Source organism: Albidovulum denitrificans (assembly GCF_002973535.1).
GTDB classification, from domain to species: Bacteria; Pseudomonadota; Alphaproteobacteria; order Rhodobacterales; family Rhodobacteraceae; genus Albidovulum; species Albidovulum denitrificans.
In genome coordinates this window covers 259,615-276,895 of sequence record NZ_PVEP01000004.1, presented here as the reverse complement: position 1 = coordinate 276,895, position 17,281 = coordinate 259,615, and the positions used below count along the sequence as shown (strand labels likewise).

The following is a 17,281-nucleotide window of genomic DNA, read 5'->3' as shown; positions in this document are numbered from 1 at the left end:
CGTCTTCCTTCTCTAGCCGGTCCAGCCCAGACCGGCGGCGATGGCGTTCATGGATTGCATCAAGGGTATCGGCGCCCGGTCCGAGGGCGCGGAACGGAAAGCGCGCAGCAGTTCGACCTGCAAGCGGTTGATGCGGTCAAGCTCGGGCCGAAGCCGTTCCAGCCGGTCGCGCATGTTGGGAAAGCGCGCCCCGATCGCGGAACCGCCGGTGACGAAGCCCACGGCGGCGACGGACCTTTCGTGTTCCTTGCGAACACGGTCGAACACCCGATCGCGCACCTCTGCCTCGGTCACCAGACCGGCATATCCCGCAGCGATCTGCATATCGCTCAGCAGCAGCGATTTCTCCACCTCATCCACCATCAGGCGGAACAGGCGGTGGCGCGCGAACATGTCGGTCAGGATCCGGTCGCCTTCCCGGCCCCGGACCTGCCGGAAGGACGCGACCGCCGTCCCGAACCCGTACCAGCCGGTCAGCAGATGGCGGTTCTGCGACCAGGCAAAGACCCAGGGGATCGCCCGAAGGTCCGACAGGCTCCGCGCACCGAACCGGCGCGCGGGGCGCGATCCGATCTTCAGCATCGCAAGCTCCTCCACCGGGCTTGCCTGCTGAAAATAGTCGATGAACCCCGGCAGGCGGAGGAGATTGGCATAGGCCGTCTGCGACATGCCCGACAGCGCCTCAAGCGCATCGACATGATCGGTATCGGCCACCTCGCGCACCCGCGTCTGCCGGTGCGACAGCACCGATGAGGCGAGCAGTTCAAGGTGGTTCAGCGCGGTCCCGCGATTGGCGTAATTGGCCGAAACCACCTCACCCTGTTCGGTGATCCTGAGGCGGCCATGCACCGTCCCCAAGGGCTGCGCCGCGATGGCCCGCCCGGCAGGCGCGCCGCCCCGGCTGACCGATCCGCCACGGCCGTGGAAGAAGACCGGCTTCAGGTCGCGCCGCGCCAACGTCTGCGTGATCCGCCGCTGCGCCTTGTCCAGTTCCCAGGTCGAACAGACGAAACCGCCATCCTTGTTGCTGTCGGAATAGCCCAGCATCACCTCGATGGTGCCGTCCCGCATCCGCAGGCTGCGATGGGCCAGCGGGACAGAGAGGAGGTCGTCGAAGATATCGGGCGCGTTGCGCAGATCCTCGATTGTCTCGAACAGCGGCACGACGCGCAGGTCCAGCGTTTCGGCGCCAAAGCCCGCATAGCGCGCCAGAAGGTAGACGCCGAGGATGTCGTCGCTGGACCGCGTCATCGACAGGATGAAAGGACCGATGGCATCGGGATCGTCCGACTGCCGCGCGCTTTGCATCAGCGACAGAAGGTCCAGTACCTCGCGCGTGTCGGGGCCAAGCCTTTCGCGGTCGATATCCCCAAGATCGGGCGACCCGATCTCCCGCCGCAGCCGGTCCGACCAGGCGCGGGTGCCGTAGGCGGGGGCGGGCGCAGCCAGCGACCAGATCTCGGTCAGCGACGCGGTGGTCACGGTCGAATTCTGCCGGATATCGAGCGTCGTGGTGCGGAACCCGAAGGTCTCCGCCTGCCGACGGATCGGTCGCAGGAAGCGTTCGGCCACGCGCCCGGCGCCGATCCCCGTCAGCGCATCGTCGAGGCTGCGTAGATCGGCCGCGAACTGGGTGGGCGTGGCGTAGCCCGGCACCGCGCGCGCCGCCGTCGCGGCCAGACGCTCGGCCATCGCCGTCAGCGCCTGACGGAACAGCTCCCCCGGATTGCGGCCTTGATAGAATGCGGCCCGGCCGGACCGCGCGGTGATGGCGCGGACCGCCCCGGCGACCTCGGGCGGGATCGCCACGATCCGCGAGGTGATACTGATCTTCGCCGCCGCCGCGCGAAGCCCGTCGGCATAGCGGTCCAGAATGGCCGCCCGCGCGCGCTCCAACGCGGCGCGCGTGACCTCGGTCGTGACGTTGGGGTTGCCGTCGCGATCCCCGCCGATCCAGGAATGAAACCGGATGCAGGGCGTGACCTCCACCTCGCGCCCGAACCGGGCGCGGGTGGCAGTGCTGAAACGGTCGAAGAGTTGCGGCACCGCGTCATAGATACTGTCACGGAAGAATTGCAGGCCCCACTCGATCTCATCGGTCAGGCTCGGCCGTTCCAGCCGCAATTCGCCGGTCATCCAGAGCAGGTCAATCTCGGATTCGATGTCGTGAAGCAGGTCCTCCCTCTCCCGCGGGGTCCAGCGCTGCGTCTCAAGCGAAACCAGTAGGCGGTAGATGCGGCGGTGAATTTCAAGGACCGTGACGCGCTTCGCCTCGGTCGGATGGGCGGTCAGCGTCGGCCCGACCGAAAGCTGTCCGGCCATAGCGGTGAATGCTTCGGCAGTCGTGGCGGGGTCCAGGGCGGCAAGGGCCTGGGCAAAACTGCCCTCGATCGCCTCGGCGCCGCCCTGCACTTCGGACTGGCGCCGTTCGCGCACGGTGGCATTCTCGTCAATGATCCGGCTAAGCTGGAACCAGATGCTGATCGCCTGAAGGAACGGCCCCGCCTCACCTTCGGGCGGCAGGCCAGTATCGTTCCGCCCGATCCAGGCCGCCACCTGCGGCGCGCGCCGGGCGATGACGTTCCGCCAAAGCGCGCCGAGGTCCTGGCGCAACTGCCCGGCATAGTCGGGCGGCTCTGCGGTCCCGGTCGCCGGGATGCCCGGTGCGCGTGGCATGGCCTAGGCGACCCGGTCGCGGGGCGTCTTGCCGCCGAAGAAATCGACGAGGTTCTCCATCACCCGGAACCCCATCGCTTCGCGCGTTTCCCGCGTGGCAGAGCCCAGATGCGGCAAGAGGACGGCGTTGTCGGCCCCCAGCAACTCCTCGGACACATGCGGCTCGCGCTCGAACACATCAAGGCCCGCGCCGCCGATCGTGCCGAACCACAAGGCCTGCGCCAGCGCGTGTTCGTCCACCACCTCGCCCCGCGCGGTGTTGATGAGGAAGGCATCCTTCCGCATCAGGTCCAGCCGCCGCGCGTTGATCAGATGCCGGTTCGCCGCCCCGCCCGGACAGTGGAGCGAGACGAAATCGCACCGGGGCAAAAGGTCATCGACGGAAGCCACCTGTTCGGCCCCGTAGCGCGCCAGCACCTCGGGCGCGACGGTGGAACGGTTCTGGACCAGGATTTTCATCCCGAAACCGAAATGCGCCCGCTGCGCCATCGCCTGCCCGATGCGGCCAAAGCCGATGATGCCAAGCGTCGCGCCCGAGACCTTGGTCCCGATCAGGTGGGTGGGCCGCCAGCCGGACCACTTCCCCTCACGCAACTCCCGCTCCCCCTCGGTGGCGCGGCGCGCGACCATCAGCAGGAGGGTCATGGCGATATCGGCGGTGCATTCCGACAGCACGTCGGGCGTGTTCGTCACCGTGATGCCACGGCTTTTCGCGGCATCGGTGTCGATATGCGCGAACCCCACGCCATAGTTGGCAAGGATCTTCGTCCGCGCCTGCGGCATCTCGAAGACCGGGGCGGGCAAGCGGTCCGTTACCGTCGGCAGGATCGCGTCATAGGACCCCATGGCGTTGCGGATGTCGTCCTGGCCCAGCGGCCGGTCGGCGCGGTTGAGGTCGAGGTCAAAGACCTCGGCCATCCGCGCTTCGACCGTTTCGGGCCAGCGGCGGGTCAGAAGGACTTTCGGCCTGGCCATCGCAGCACCCCCTATGCGGCCTTGCGGGTCAGGACCCGCGCCACGGTTTCCCCGATGACCGAGGGGTTTTCCGCGACGGTGACGCCCGCCGCGCTCAGGATCTCCACCTTCTCGGACGCGCTTTCGCCGAAGGCGGAGATGATCGCACCGGCATGGCCCATGGTGCGCCCCTTCGGCGCGGTCAGACCCGCGATATAGGCGATGACGGGCTTTTGCATATGCTCCTGGATAAAGGCCGCTGCCTCCGCCTCTTGCGGGCCGCCGATCTCACCGATCATGCAGACGACATGGGTGTCGGGGTCCTGTTCGAACCGCTCAAGGATATCGCGGAACGACGACCCGTTGATCGGATCGCCGCCGATCCCGACCGAGGTGGAAACGCCGATCCCAAGATCCTTGAGCTGCTGCGCCGCCTCATAGCCCAGCGTCCCGGACCGGCCGACGATGCCCACATGGCCGGGCAGGTAGATATGCCCCGGCATGATACCCAGAAGCGCCTTGCCGGGGCTGATCGTACCGGCGCAGTTCGGCCCGGTCAGGACCATGCGGCGTTCGCGCGGATAGCGCATCATGTAGCGCTTCACCCGGATCATGTCCTGCGCCGGGATACCGTCGGTGATGCAGACGCAGTAACGGATACCGCCATCGGCGGCCTCCATGATGCTGTCGGCGGCAAACGGGGGCGGCACGAAGACAAGGCTCGCATCCGCGCCGGTCGCCTCGACCGCCTGCTTCACGGTATCGAAGACCGGCACGCCAAAGACCTTTTCGCCGCCCTTGCCCGGCACCACGCCCGCGACGACATTGGTGCCGTAGTCGAGCATTTCCTTGGTGTGGAACTGCGCCATGCGGCCGGTGATGCCCTGAACGATAACCCGGCTTTCCCTGTCGAGAAGAATGCTCATCAGACGGCCCTCATCTTGGTGTTTTGCTTGCGGTCGTTCTGCCATGCGGTGACGGCGCGCTCCGCCGCCTCCATCAGCGAATTGGCGCGGATGATCGGCAGACCGGATTTGGCGAGGATCTTCTGCCCCTCTTCCACATTGGTCCCGGCCAACCGGACGATCACCGGCACATCCACCGGGTTCGCCTTCAGCGCCTGCACGACGCCCTCGGCCACCCAGTCGCAGCGGTTGATACCGGCGAAGATGTTGACAAGGATGGCCTGCACGTTTTCGTCCGACATCACCAGACGGAAGGCTTTCGCCACCCGTTCCGGCGTCGCCCCGCCACCGATGTCGAGGAAGTTCGCAGGCTCCCCCCCGGCAAGCTTGATCGTGTCCATCGTCGCCATGGCAAGACCGGCGCCATTGACGATGCAGCCGATATTCCCGGTCAGCCCGATATAGGCCAGCCCACGATCCGCCGCGCGTGCCTCGCGCGGGTCTTCCTGGCTTTTGTCACGCAACTCGGCCACATGCGGGTGGCGGAACAGCGCGTTGCCGTCGAAGGCCATCTTCGCGTCCAGCGCAAGGATGCGGCTGTCCGACGTCACGACCAGCGGGTTGATCTCAACCATCGTCGCGTCAAGCTCGCGGAAGGCGCGGTAGCAGCCCTGGAGCGTCCGCACCATCTGCTGCGTGAGCGACGAAGGGATGCCAAGCGCAAAGGAAATCTCCCGCGCCTGAAACTCCTGCAAGCCGACCGCCGGTTCGACGGTGGAGCGCACGATGCTGTCGGGACGCTGGGCGGAGATTTCCTCGATCTCCATCCCGCCTTCGGACGACGCCACGATCATCACCCGCTGCGACTGACGGTCGAGAACGAAGCCAAGGTAGATCTCGCGGTCGAACTCCACCGCCGCCTCGACATAGACGCGGTAGATGCCCTTGCCCTCAGGCCCGGTCTGATGGGTGACGAGCTTCTGGCCGAACATCTCGTTCGTTGCGTCCTGAATCTCATGCTCCGAATTGCAAAGCTTCACGCCACCGGCCTTGCCACGTCCGCCTGCGTGGACCTGCGCCTTGACGATCCAGCGGTCCCCGCCCAGTTCACGGGCGCGGTAGGCCGCCTGTTCGGGGCTGTAGGCCAGCCCCCCCTGGGGAACCGTCACGCCGAACTTGGCGAGGATCTCCTTGGCCTGATATTCGTGTATGTCCATGTTTTCCTCCCTGACGACCGTTCACTCGGCGGCCATCGGCTCCCTGTAGTGGCGTTCAAGGCCTTGCGTGACCTCATCAAGGTCAAGCCCTGCCCCCATCTCGTTCAGTGCCGCCGCAAAGCGGGTGACGATCTCGGTGATCGCGGCTTGCGACAGCTGGTTCAGGATGCCGACGCGGACCTGAACCGGCTCCGACAGGGTCGGCCAGATGCCAAAGCCCCTGGCGCGGCAGGCCTGCACCAGCTCTTTCTCGCGCCCGGCCAGCGCGGGCGGCAGGTTCAGGACCACAAGGCTGGTCATGTTCGACGTGACCTCGCACCCCATCGCCGTCACCGCATCGCGGAGCGCGCGTTCGTGGTGGGCGTAGTCGCGGGCCTTTTCCGCCCGTCCGTGTTGCAGCAGGATGCGCAGCGCCTCATGGAAGGCCGCGACGGCATAGCCGGAATGGGTGCGGTGATAGCTTCCGGCGGCGACGTCCTGACCATCGACGATGCCCCAGTGCCGCGCCTCAAGGATCGGGTGATGCACATAGGTGTGGCAGCCATTGGCGCGCACCTCGTCGATGTAACGGTCGGTGAAGCTGACCGGCGCATAGGTCAGCGGCAGGCACAACACCCCCTTCTGCGGGCAAGAGGCCCAGCCCGCGACGCCGGGATAGTTGTCGATCGAAAAGTCCTCGATCCCCAGCGAGGACACCGCATCGACCAGTCCAAGAACCCCGTGCCGCGCACAGGCGGCGGAAAAGCCTTGCAGGTCGTTGATGCGGCCCGACCCGGTTTCCCAATGCGCCATGAAGGCCCATTTCGGCTTCGCCTCGGCCAGCGCGCGGTCGATCACTTCGGCGCTTACCGACTGGCCATGCGGCACGGTGACGATGGTAACATTCGCCGGGCGCGGGTCCATCGGGTTGGCGCGCAGATCCTCACGGCTGGCGGCCTTCATGCGGATGGTCAGCCCGTCGATGCCGCTGAAGGTGCCGTTGACAAAGGCGACGACCGTGTCGCCCGGCAGGATCGCGCTGAAGAGGCAATCAAGCCCGCTGAACCCGGTCCCGCCGACGCCGTAGGTATAGGTGTTCTGCGTCCCCCAGACGGCGCGCAGCATCTCCTTGCACTCGATCATCCCGCGCAGGACATCGGCCTGCATGTGATCGGCCAGACCGGCATTGGCAAACGATGCCAGCACGCGGGCATCGGTGTTGCCGGGTCCGGGACCGGCGGCAAGCGTCTCGGGGATTTCGAGCGGGGGAAATGGTGCGACATTCGTCATGGGGCGGCCTCCCTGCCGGTTTTCTGTCCCCTCCGGTCTGGCCCCGGATCGCGCCAGGGAATTACCGGGGGTAATCATTGCTGCCCTTGATGAAATTCCGACTCGACTTGCTTCACAACCTCCCTATATCCTGCTTTCGGGCATCTAATTTGGCGGGGAATTTCCTACCCATTATGGTTGATATGCCGTCGTATACCGAAGAACCCCCTACCCATTCGGGTAGGTTTTGAGGGAAAAGATGAACGGAAAGCCACAGGAAAGACGGGTGACGGTGATGTTAGCGGACAGCAATCCGCTGGTTCTGACCGCCATGTCCGACATTCTGGACCGCGATCCGCGATTCTCTCTCGTCGCGACCTCCGCGACGGCCGAGGGGTTCCTTGGCGCGGTCATGCGCATGCCGGTGCAGGTCGGCATCATCGACTGGAACCTGCCCGCGCTTGGCGGCGCCAAGCTGATCGAGGTTCTGCGCGAACAGCCCGATGCGCCCCGCCTCGTCGTTTATGGCGATGAGGCGGGAGAAACGCCGCGCAAGGCGATGGGCGCCGGGGCGGCCGGTTTCGCCTCCCGCTCCGGGCCGGTCGATACGCTTCTTGAAACCTGCCTCGCGGTCGCCCAGGGGCAGATGGTCTTTCCCTTCCTCGATGTGCGCAAGCTGCAACAGGACCCGATCGAACAACTCTCCCGCCGTGAACGCGCGCTGCTGGAGGCGCTGTCGACCGGCATGACCAACCGCGAACTGGCGAAGGAGTTCAAGATCAGCGCGAACACCGTGAAGTTCCATTTGTCGAACCTGTTCGAAAAACTGTCGGTGAAGAACCGCACGCAGGCCATCGCCTTCTATTATGCCAATCGTGCAGCGAAGGGCGGGCAATAGGAGATGCCGGGGGCGCCGCCTCGCCGCCAATAATCAGGTGAAAACTTTATTCTTGACTGGAAACATCTTCTTGATGGATGCCTAGGCCGACCCGGACCCCTCAAGCCAACAGGAGCGCAGACATGTCCTTTCACGTCATCCAGCAGGCCCCGGCCCGCCTCAACCGCAGCGAACTGGCCGTCCCCGGCAGCGCGCCGCAAATGTTTGAAAAAGCGGCACAGTCCGACGTCGATGTGATCTTCCTCGATCTTGAGGACGCGGTCGCGCCGGACGACAAGGCGCAGGCGCGCAAGAACATCATCAAGGCCCTGAACGAGATCGACTGGGGCCGCAAGACGATGTCGGTCCGAATCAACGGGCTCGACACGCATTACATGTATCGCGACGTGGTGGACGTGGTCGAACAGGCCGGCGAACGGCTCGACCTTATCATGATCCCCAAGGTCGGGACCGCCTCCGATGTCTACGCGGTCGATATGCTGGTGACCCAGATCGAGGACGCCAAGGGCTATACCAAGCGGATCGGGTTCGAACACATCATCGAAACCGCGCTTGGAATGCAGAACGTGTCCGAAATCGCCGCCGCCTCGAAGCGTAATGAAAGCCTGCATTTCGGCGTGGCCGACTATGCCGCCTCCACCCGCGCACGCACGACGATCATCGGCGGCGTGAACCCCGACTATTCCGTCCTGACCGACACGCTGGAAGACGGCAGCCGCGCGGTTCACTGGGGTGACATGTGGCACTATGCGCTGGCCCGCATGGTCGTCGCAGCGCGCGCCAACGGGTTGCGCCCGGTGGACGGGCCGTTTGGCGATTTCTCCGACCCAGACGGCTATCGCGCCGCCGCGAAACGGGCCGCCGTTCTGGGCTGCGAGGGCAAATGGGCCATCCACCCCAGCCAGATCGCGCTGGCCAATGAGGTGATGAGCCCCTCCGAGGCCGAAGTCACCCGCGCCAGGCGCATCCTTGAGGCGATGGAACAGGCCGCGGCCGAGGGCAAGGGTGCCGTCTCTCTCGATGGCCGCCTGATCGACTATGCCTCCATCCGCCAGGCCGAGGTGCTGGTGGAAAAGGCCAGGCAGATCGCGGGGGCCTGATCCGGTGACACCGTTGCGCGACAAGGCAAGGAAGCTCTTCGCGGTCGCCTGCCTTGCCGCCGACCCGGCCGCGGCGCTGGCGAGCGCGATCAGGGACACCCCCCTGCCGGTCCCGGACAGGGGCGGTGTCACCCGCGTGGTCGCGATAGGCAAGGCGGCGCTGCCGATGGCGGCGCTGCTGGTCGAACGTCTGAAAGGCCGCGCCTTCAGCATGATCGTGGTGACAAACTACGAAAACGCCCGCGACCTGCCGGGCGCGACGGTCATCGCCTCGGGCCACCCGGTGCCGGACGAAAACGGCGCGCGGGCGGCACGGGCGGTCGAGGCGCTGCTGACGCCCGCCAAGGCCGAGGATCGCGTGATCGCCCTGATCTCCGGCGGCGGTTCGGCGCTGTTGCCCGCGCCGGTCGCGGGGCTGACGCTGGATGACAAGGCCGAGGTCAATCGCCTGCTGCTGGCCAACGGCTTCGGGATCACCGAGGTCAACCTGATCCGCCAGCAACTTTCACGCCTGAAGGGCGGCGGCCTTCTGCGCGTCGCGGCACCCGCCCCGGTCACGGCCTATATCCTGTCGGACGTGATCGGCGACGACCTGCGCGTCATCGCCTCTGGCCCCACGGTCGCGCCGATCGGGACGCGCGAGGAGGCCCGCGAATTGCTCCGCGCGCGCGGGCTTTGGGACGCGCTTCCCCAGCCGGCGCGGGCGATTCTGGACGACGAGGTCACACCGGCGCCGCTGCCCCCCGCGCGAAACACCCTGATCGGCTCCAACCGCAAAAGCCTTGAGGCCATGGTCGCCGCCGCCGGAGCGGACGCCACCATCGCCGACGACAACCTGACCGGCGATGTCGCAGAGGCCGCCGCAAGGATCATCGCGGCCGCGCGGCAAGCGCCGAAGGACCGTCCCGCCTGCCTGATCTTCGGCGGTGAAACAACGGTGACGCTGCGTGGCAAGGGCCTTGGCGGGCGCAATCAGGAACTGGCGCTGCGGGTGGCGATGGACATGCCCGCGCTGGACCGCGACTGGGTCTTCCTGTCGGGCGGCACCGATGGCCGCGACGGGCCGACCGAGGCCGCGGGCGGGATTGTGGACGCCGGAACCTGCGACCGTATCCGCAGGGCGGGCGGCGACCCGCAGGCGCTTCTGGACGAAAACGACAGCAACCGCGCGCTGTCGCTTGCGGGCGACCTTCTGGTCACGGGGGCGACCGGGACAAACGTCGCCGATGTGCAGATCCTTCTTCTGGGCTGAGGTCACACGCCCCTAAAGAAACAGGAAATCGGTCGGGGAGAGGGTGAAGTCGAGCGGCCCGAAGACCTCGATCACATGCCCGGCAAAGGATACCTCATATCCCCCTGCAATGGGCGCGATCCCAAGCGCGGCAAACCCGTTGCTGTCCCCCGGCGCCGCGACATGACGCATCGCGATCACGTCGGTGCCGGGTTCGAAATCCTCGATCACGTCCACCTCACCGGGGCGGAAGCTGTCGAACAGGAACACATCTGCCCCCGCCCCGCCATTGAGGGCATCGTCCCCGACGCCGCCCGACAGGGTATCGTTGCCGTCGCCGCCGGAAAGGGCATCGGCGCCCGCCAGACCCAGAAGGCTGTCATCCCCCGCCCCGCCGAACATCATGTCGTCGCCGCCGCCGCCGAGCATTCGGTCATTATCCGCGCCGCCATCGAGCATGTCGTTCCCCGCGCCACCGGCGATAATGTCATCGCCGCCCTCGCCAAAGATCACATCGTCACCGTCGCTTCCCGACAAAAGGTCATTGCCCGGACCGCCATAGATCGTGTCATCCCCGGCCGCGCCGCTGGCCGTGTCGTCGCCGGTATCAAGCTCGATCCGGTCATTGTCCGCACCACCGTTCGCAACGTCATTGTCCCGCCCGGCCCGGATCACATCGTCCCCGTCCCCACCGACCAGCGTATCGTTCCCGTCGCCACCGGTCAGAAGGTTGGCGAACGCATCGCCGGTCAGCGCATCGGCAAAGGCGCTGCCGGTGACATTTTCGACCGATGCAAAGCTATGCCCCGCCGCGCTGCCCCAGTTGAGGTCGGGCTGGTCAAGGTAGATGCCCGCCGCCCCCAGCCCCGTATAGCTGACAAGGTCCACCCCGGTGCCACCGTCGAAATGATCCGCCCCGGCGCTGGCGAGGAAGGTGTCGTTCCCGTCCATCCCGTTGTAGAAATCGCTGCCTGCGGTACCGGCGAGAGTATCGGCCAGCAGGGTTCCCTGAACCAAGAGCGGGCTGGCAGGCGTCTGGCCCGGCAAATCGGGCATCACCCCTGTCGCCCCCGGAATGATCGGAAAGCGCGTCAGCGACAATAGACTGCTTGCCGCGAAATCCGCCTGTGTCAGCGAATTGCCACTGGCCGTCAGGACGGTCAGAAGCTCTACCCCGTACTGGATCACGATCCCGCCCGCGATCGGCGTGAACTGCAATTGCTGAAGGTTGCGCAAGAAGGGCAACAGCGTCAGGTCGATCCGGTCCTTGCCCGGCTCGAAATCCAGGATCGTGTCGGCGCGACCATCCTCGGTCAGGACAAAGATGTCGGCGCCGGCGCCGCCGCGCAGCGCATCGTTGCCCGCGCCGTCCCGCAAGATGTCGGCCCCGCCGCCACCCGACAGCAGGCCGTCGCCGCCGGTCAGGACCAGCAGATCGTCGCCGGACCCGCCGGGCAGGACAGAGCCGGGCTGCGCAAGGGTCTGGCCCAGCGCCGCGATGTCGATCCGGTAAAGCGTCAGCCCGGCCTCAAGCCCCGAGGAGACGAAGATCTGAATCTCTGTCCCGACCACGGTCATGGTGATGTCCGAAGGCGCCGCAAGCGTCGTGGCGGTGCTGTCGGCAAGCGTTTGCAGGTGCAAAAGCTGGCCGCCGGGCAGCAGCGTGAAAAGTGACAGCCCGTCATCGTGCCCCCCGGCGACGATGAAGGCGCGGCCATTGACGCTCAGCGTGGCAAGCGCGGTGACCGAGGAAAACCGGGTCAACAGATCGTCTACAACGTGATCGGTGGCCACCATGCTGCCATCGGCCGCGACGCGCAGCACCGTCAGGGCCGAATTTGTGGCCGAGCCGACAAGGACATAGTCCTGCCCCGCCGTCGAAACGGTGCGCAGCTCGGTCACCGCCTGAAGCGGCACCACCTCCCCCACACCAATCGAATCGCGATGCGCGATCTGCCCGCCTGCCAGAACCTCATAGGAGGAGACGCCGCTTTCGCTGGCCGATCCGGTCAGGATGAAGCTGTGCCCGCCGACCGTAACGCGGGCCAGCGCGGTGATCCCGGCGGCATAGCTGCCACCATCATCCTGAACGCTGCCTTGCAAGGTCAGCGCGCCCCCCGCACCGACGGAAAAGATCGAAAAGCCGCTGCCTACGCTTTCAGCGGCGATAAGGTAGCTTTGCCCGCCGACACTGGCCCCCAGAAGCTCAACCCGCTCATCGTAATCGGCGTTCAGGTGAAGATAGGCGCTTTGCGCGTCCGTCGTCGCGGGATCAAGCGCGGCGGTCACGACCCCGGTCAGAACGCTGCCGTAGAAATCCCCGGCAATCAGGCTGGTGCGGTTCAGCGTGTGGCTGACCTGCCCCAGCATGGCCCCGATACCGCCCGCGGTGACGGCAAAGCGGGTGGTGATGCCGGTGGCGAAATCGACCAGATGCAGTTCACGCGCAGCACCGGAGCCGACGAAGATCATCTCGGCCGCTACGGCGGGTCCTGTCAGCGCCCCGCCCAGATATGTACCCCCGAAGGAGAGAGAGACCATGCCGCGCCCCCGACCGCGCCTTCCCCGGCACGGATGTCGGTAACGATGATGGGGGCCAATCCTTCAGACAGGATTAACGGGGGTCTGGCGCCCCACGCGGGGCATTCATCAGCGCTTGATGATGCGCGATGGCGTCATCGACCTTGTCGTAGAAGGTCAGCCGCCCGTTTTCCAGCACCGCCCCATGCTGGCAGAGGCGCTGGATCATCCCCAGCGAATGCGACACGACGATGGCCCCGGAACTCGCCAGCCGGTCCTGCATCAGCACCTCGCTCTTCTGACGAAAGGCCGCGTCCCCGACCGATGTGATCTCATCCACCAGATAGGTATCGAAACGGATGCCCATCGAGACGGCAAAGGCCAGACGCGCGCGCATGCCCGAAGAATAGGTACCCACACGTTCGCGAAACTGCCGGCCGAGGCCGGAAATTTCCTCGACCACCGCGCCCAGATCGTCGGAATCGACGCCGTAGACGCGGGCGATGAAACGGGTGTTCTGAAGCCCCGTCAGGTCGCGGTGGAAACTGCCCGCAAACCCGACCGGCCATGAGATCGAGCCGCTCGACACCACCTGCCCGGCATCGGGGCGCATGGTCCCCGCGATCATCTTCAAAAGGCTCGACTTGCCCGCACCGTTGCGGCCCAGAAGCCCGACCGAGGCGCCGGTCGGAAAGGTCGCGTTGATCCGGTCGGCAATGACGTTTTCGCCATGCGCCAGCCGGAACGATTTGGTCAGGTCGATGAGGCGGATCATCTCAGCGGCGGTCGCGGACCGAATAGAAGACCAGAACGCCGATACCCCATGTCAGCACCAGAAACCCGCCGATCAGGGTCAGCAACATCGCCCGCTGCGGATATTCGGCCGTTTCCGCAAGGGTCGGCGCGATATAGGGCGCCAGGTAGCGGGTCTGCTTCTGCGCCTGCGCCAAGGCCACGTCATAGGCGGCAAGGCTGGTGACATAGCTTTTCTCGGCAAACTCCAGATCCACACGAAGGGATTCGAATTCGTCGATCAGCTTGGAATAGGCGACGCCATCCTCGTTTCCGGGGTTCGACACCTTGTCCCGCTCCGACCTGATCCGTTCCTCGATCACCTCGATGCGCTGGCGCGTCTGGACGATCCGGGGGTCCTGCGCGCCGGTATTGGCCTGAAGCAGGTCAAGGTCGATCAGTGCCGTGGCAAGTTCCGTCTGAAGCTGATTCAGAAGGCCCATCCGTCCGGCAAGGTCGGCGGAGGGATCGACGATCTGGGTCCGGTTGCGGAACGCGGTAAGTGCCTGCCGCGCCACCTTCAACCGCTCGACCGCATGGTCAAGCTCATCGCGGGCATAGCGGATCGTATCCTCACGCGCGACGTCGGTCAGGCCGTTCACAACGCGGGTGCTTTCATCAAGGATGGTCTGCGCGATCCTTTGCGCATCCGCCGGGGCGAAGGCCTTGACCTGCACCTCGATCAGCCCGTCGGCAGTGTCGTAAAAGACCTTCACCATCCGGTTCCAATAGGCTTCCATGTCCTCGACGCTGGCATCGGCAGACAGGCCAAAGACCGGATCGCCGGGGCGGACATAGACGGATTTCAGCCCGACCGTCGTATCGACGACCTTCATCATCTCCCGCCCGCCGATATACTTGTTCAGGAAGTTGGCGTCGGAGGAGGAGGACCCGCTGATCTCGGTAATGCCGCCCAGAAGCTCGATCGCCGACCCGCTCTCTTCCTTGCGGATGGAAAACCCGACGCGCGAGGCGTATTGATCGGCCGCGATCGCATAAAGATAGGCGGCCGAGGCCAGAAGCGGCAGCACGACCCAAAGCGCGAAGAACAGCACCATCGCGCGATGGCGGCCACGGGCGCGGGCCGGGGCCGCGTAGCGCTGCGTGGGTGGGACGGTGGCGCTTTGGTCTTTCAATGGCGTCTCCTTGGACTATGATGCCGCCGCCTGCCCTGACGGATGAAGCGGCCGTTTCCTGGTCCAATAACCTGCCCGAGTGAATGACAGAACATCTTCCGCTTGTACAGCAACGCCGCAGCTTCCGCACCGCCCGCGCCATCGCGGCGCTTCTGCTGCGCGAGATGACGGCGGCCTACGGGCGCTCCGGCCTCGGCTACATCTGGGCGGTGGCTGAGCCGGTCGCGGGGCTTCTGCTCTTGTCTGTCATCTTCTCGCTTGTCTTCCGGTCGCCGCCCATCGGGACCAGCTTTCCGCTGTTCTACGCCTCGGGCCTTTTGCCCTTCATGGCCTATCTCGACATCAGCCAGAAGGTGTCCACCGCGCTGCGCTTTTCCAAGCCGCTACTGTTCTATCCCGGCGTCACCTTCATCGACGCCATCGCCGCCCGCGCCCTGCTAAGCGCCGTCACGCAGGCCATGGTGCTGGCCGTGGTCCTGAGCGGGATCATCCTGATCTTCGGGCTGGATGTGATCCTGAACATCCCCGCCATCTGCCTGGGGCTGGCGATGGCGCTTGCGCTGGGGATCGGCATCGGGACGCTGAACTGCTTTCTGACCGCACGCTTCCCGGTTTGGGAAAGGGTCTGGGCGATCCTGAACCGCCCGCTTCTCATCATTTCCTGCGTGATTTTCGTCTATGACCGGGTGCCGGAGGGCTGGCGCGAGGTGCTGTGGTTCAACCCGCTCGTCCATGTCGTCGGGCAGATGCGGATGGGCATCTACCCGACCTATGCGGGTGACTACGTCTCCCCCCTCTTCGTCTTCGGGGTCGCGCTGACATGCTTCGCGGCGGGGTTGGCGCTTCTGGCGCGCTACCGCAGCGACATCATCAACGATTGAGCGGTCAGCCCGCCTCGGCCATCAGCGCGCGCAGGTCGAGCGGGCTGTTGACCATCGCAAGGTTTCCGTCCGCGTCACGCGGCCATTCGCTTTCCTGACGGTCGCGGTAAAGCTCCACCCCGTTGCCATCCGGGTCGGTCAGGTAAAGCGCCTCGCTCACGCCATGATCGGCCGCGCCGTCCAGCGGATAGCCGGCATCGACAATGCGCTTCAGGACCGTGCCAAGCGTCGCGCGGTCGGGATAAAGGATCGCGGTATGATAAAGGCCGGTGGTCCCCGGCGCGGGCGGCCTGCCGCCCTTGCTGTCCCAGGTGTTGAGGCCGATGTGATGATGATACCCCCCGGCGGACAGGAAAACGGCACCGCTGCCATAGCGCTGCGTGATCTCAAAGCCGAGGATGCCGGAATAGAAGGCAAGCGAACGGTCCAGGTCGGCCACCTTGAGGTGGACATGGCCGATCCGGGTGGCGGGCGGGGCGACATAGGTCATGGTCTCTCTCTCGATAGGGGAGAGACAGATATATCGCCGAAGCGGGGCTGCGCATATTCTTAGAACTCGCAGAGCTTCTGTGCGGGAATGCAAAGCCCCGCGGGCCGCGGCGGTTCCCTACCCGATCACCCGCGCGAACGGATCATGCCGACGATGTCATAGGTCCTGTTCAGGATCGGCTCGGCGATGGCATTCGCGCGCTCCGCCCCGTCGCCAAGGATGCGGTCGATCTCTGCCGGGTCCGCCATCAGGCGCTTCATCTCGTCGGCGATGGGCGCAAGCTTGGCGACCGCCAGATCGGCCAGCGCGGGCTTGAAGGCGCCAAAACCCTGACCTGCGAAGTCGGCCACCACCTTCTCGGCGCTGGTGTCGGCGAGGGCCGCGTAGATGTTCACAAGGTTGCGCGCCTCGGGTCGGTCCTTCAGCCCGGCGACGGTCTCCGGCAAAGGCTCGGCATCCGTGCGCGCCTTGCGGAACTTCTGCGCGATGGTGTCGGCATCGTCGGTCAGGTTGATCCGGCTCGCGTCCGAGGGGTCGGATTTCGACATCTTCTTCGATCCGTCACGCAAGCTCATGACGCGGGTCGCGGCACCTTCGATCACCGGCTCGGTCACCGGGAAGAAATCGACCTTGTAGTCATGGTTGAACTTGATCGCGATGTCGCGGGTCAGCTCAAGATGCTGCTTCTGATCCTCGCCCACCGGGACATGCGTCGCGTGGTAAAGCAGGATGTCCGCCGCCATCAGCGACGGATAGGCAAAAAGACCAAGCGACGCCTTTTCGGCGTCCTTCCCGGCGGTCTTGTCCTTCCACTGGGTCATGCGGCCCATCCAGCCCATGCGCGCGACGCAGTTGAAGATCCAGGCAAGCTGGGCATGGCCCGGCACCTGGCTTTGGTTGAAGAGGATGGAGCGCTTGGGGTCGATCCCCGCCGCGATAAAGCCCGCCGCCGCCTCGCGCGTCTGGTTGCGCAGCCTCTCGGGGTCCTGCCAGACGGTGATCGCGTGCAGGTCGACAAGGCAATAGATCGTCTCGATCCCCTCATCCTGCTTCTCGACGAACCGCTTCAGCGCGCCAAGATAGTTGCCAAGCGTCAAGCCCCCCGAAGGCTGGATGCCCGAGAAGATGCGCGGGGTGAACTTCGCGTTGGGCGCGTCGGTCATGATCTTACCCATCTGGAATTTTCCGTCCCGCTCGCGTATCGCAGGGGGCAGGTCCCGTCAACAAGGAGGC

The 17,281-nt window shown here is 65.6% G+C and carries 13 protein-coding genes and 1 pseudogene; 4 read left to right on the top strand and 10 right to left on the bottom strand.

Annotation, left to right across the window (positions count from 1 at the left end):
- Positions 1 to 12: 12 nt before the first annotated feature.
- From LX70_RS11750 to LX70_RS11730, 5 genes and pseudogenes are all read right to left on the bottom strand, one after another.
- Positions 13 to 2,676 carry a phosphoenolpyruvate carboxylase gene (locus tag LX70_RS11750; RefSeq protein WP_105514944.1) on the bottom strand — a complete coding sequence of 888 codons (2,664 nt, stop codon included), beginning with the start codon at positions 2,674 to 2,676 and terminating at the stop codon, positions 13 to 15.
- A gap of 3 nt (positions 2,677 to 2,679) precedes the next feature.
- Positions 2,680 to 3,651 carry a 2-hydroxyacid dehydrogenase gene (locus LX70_RS11745; RefSeq protein WP_105514943.1) on the bottom strand — a complete coding sequence of 324 codons (972 nt, stop codon included), beginning with the start codon at positions 3,649 to 3,651 and terminating at the stop codon, positions 2,680 to 2,682.
- An 11-nt stretch (positions 3,652 to 3,662) separates the two neighbouring features.
- Positions 3,663 to 4,556, bottom strand: a complete 894-nt coding sequence (gene sucD, locus LX70_RS11740) for a succinate--CoA ligase subunit alpha (protein ID WP_105514942.1) — start codon at positions 4,554 to 4,556, stop codon at positions 3,663 to 3,665.
- Positions 4,556 to 5,755: pseudogene (locus LX70_RS11735) on the bottom strand (malate--CoA ligase subunit beta); the annotation flags it as partial. The pseudogene LX70_RS11735 and the gene sucD, both read right to left, overlap by 1 nt.
- A gap of 18 nt (positions 5,756 to 5,773) precedes the next feature.
- On the bottom strand, positions 5,774 to 7,021 hold the full coding sequence (locus tag LX70_RS11730) for a pyridoxal-phosphate-dependent aminotransferase family protein (protein ID WP_105514940.1): 1,248 nt from the start codon (positions 7,019 to 7,021) through the stop codon (positions 5,774 to 5,776).
- A 274-nt stretch (positions 7,022 to 7,295) separates the two neighbouring features.
- On the opposite strand from LX70_RS11730, the gene LX70_RS11725 reads away from it, so the two are divergent.
- The 3 genes from LX70_RS11725 (at position 7,296) to LX70_RS11715 (ending at position 10,250) form a co-directional block, all read left to right on the top strand.
- Complete coding sequence (locus tag LX70_RS11725) at positions 7,296 to 7,898, top strand: response regulator transcription factor (RefSeq protein ID WP_105515001.1); 603 nt, start codon at positions 7,296 to 7,298, stop codon at positions 7,896 to 7,898.
- 122 nt (positions 7,899 to 8,020) lie between these two features.
- Positions 8,021 to 8,998, top strand: a complete 978-nt coding sequence (locus LX70_RS11720; protein WP_105514939.1) for an HpcH/HpaI aldolase/citrate lyase family protein — start codon at positions 8,021 to 8,023, stop codon at positions 8,996 to 8,998.
- Between the two features lie 4 nt (positions 8,999 to 9,002).
- A complete protein-coding gene (locus LX70_RS11715; protein ID WP_245885051.1) occupies positions 9,003 to 10,250 on the top strand; it encodes a glycerate kinase type-2 family protein in 1,248 nt (415 codons plus the stop codon).
- Between the two features lie 12 nt (positions 10,251 to 10,262).
- Here the strand turns inward: LX70_RS11715 and LX70_RS11710 are convergent, their stop codons facing one another.
- From LX70_RS11710 to LX70_RS11700, 3 genes are all read right to left on the bottom strand, one after another.
- Positions 10,263 to 12,770, bottom strand: coding sequence for a calcium-binding protein (locus LX70_RS11710; protein ID WP_105514937.1), 2,508 nt, complete (start codon positions 12,768 to 12,770; stop codon positions 10,263 to 10,265).
- A gap of 73 nt (positions 12,771 to 12,843) precedes the next feature.
- Positions 12,844 to 13,524 carry an ABC transporter ATP-binding protein gene (locus LX70_RS11705; protein ID WP_105514936.1) on the bottom strand — a complete coding sequence of 227 codons (681 nt, stop codon included), beginning with the start codon at positions 13,522 to 13,524 and terminating at the stop codon, positions 12,844 to 12,846.
- Between the two features lies 1 nt (position 13,525).
- Positions 13,526 to 14,677: a KpsE/RkpR family capsule polysaccharide export protein gene (locus tag LX70_RS11700; protein WP_245885049.1), complete on the bottom strand. Its 1,152-nt coding sequence runs from the start codon at positions 14,675 to 14,677 to the stop codon at positions 13,526 to 13,528.
- A gap of 83 nt (positions 14,678 to 14,760) precedes the next feature.
- Between LX70_RS11700 and LX70_RS11695 the strand changes: the two genes are divergently transcribed.
- Positions 14,761 to 15,558, top strand: coding sequence for an ABC transporter permease (locus LX70_RS11695; RefSeq protein WP_105514934.1), 798 nt, complete (start codon positions 14,761 to 14,763; stop codon positions 15,556 to 15,558).
- A 4-nt stretch (positions 15,559 to 15,562) separates the two neighbouring features.
- On the opposite strand, the gene LX70_RS11690 is transcribed toward LX70_RS11695, so the two are convergent.
- Both LX70_RS11690 and trpS read right to left on the bottom strand, forming a co-directional pair.
- Positions 15,563 to 16,048, bottom strand: a complete 486-nt coding sequence (locus tag LX70_RS11690) for a VOC family protein (protein WP_105514933.1) — start codon at positions 16,046 to 16,048, stop codon at positions 15,563 to 15,565.
- 125 nt (positions 16,049 to 16,173) lie between these two features.
- A complete protein-coding gene (trpS, locus tag LX70_RS11685) occupies positions 16,174 to 17,223 on the bottom strand; it encodes a tryptophan--tRNA ligase (protein ID WP_425430589.1) in 1,050 nt (349 codons plus the stop codon).
- Positions 17,224 to 17,281: the final 58 nt, after the last annotated feature.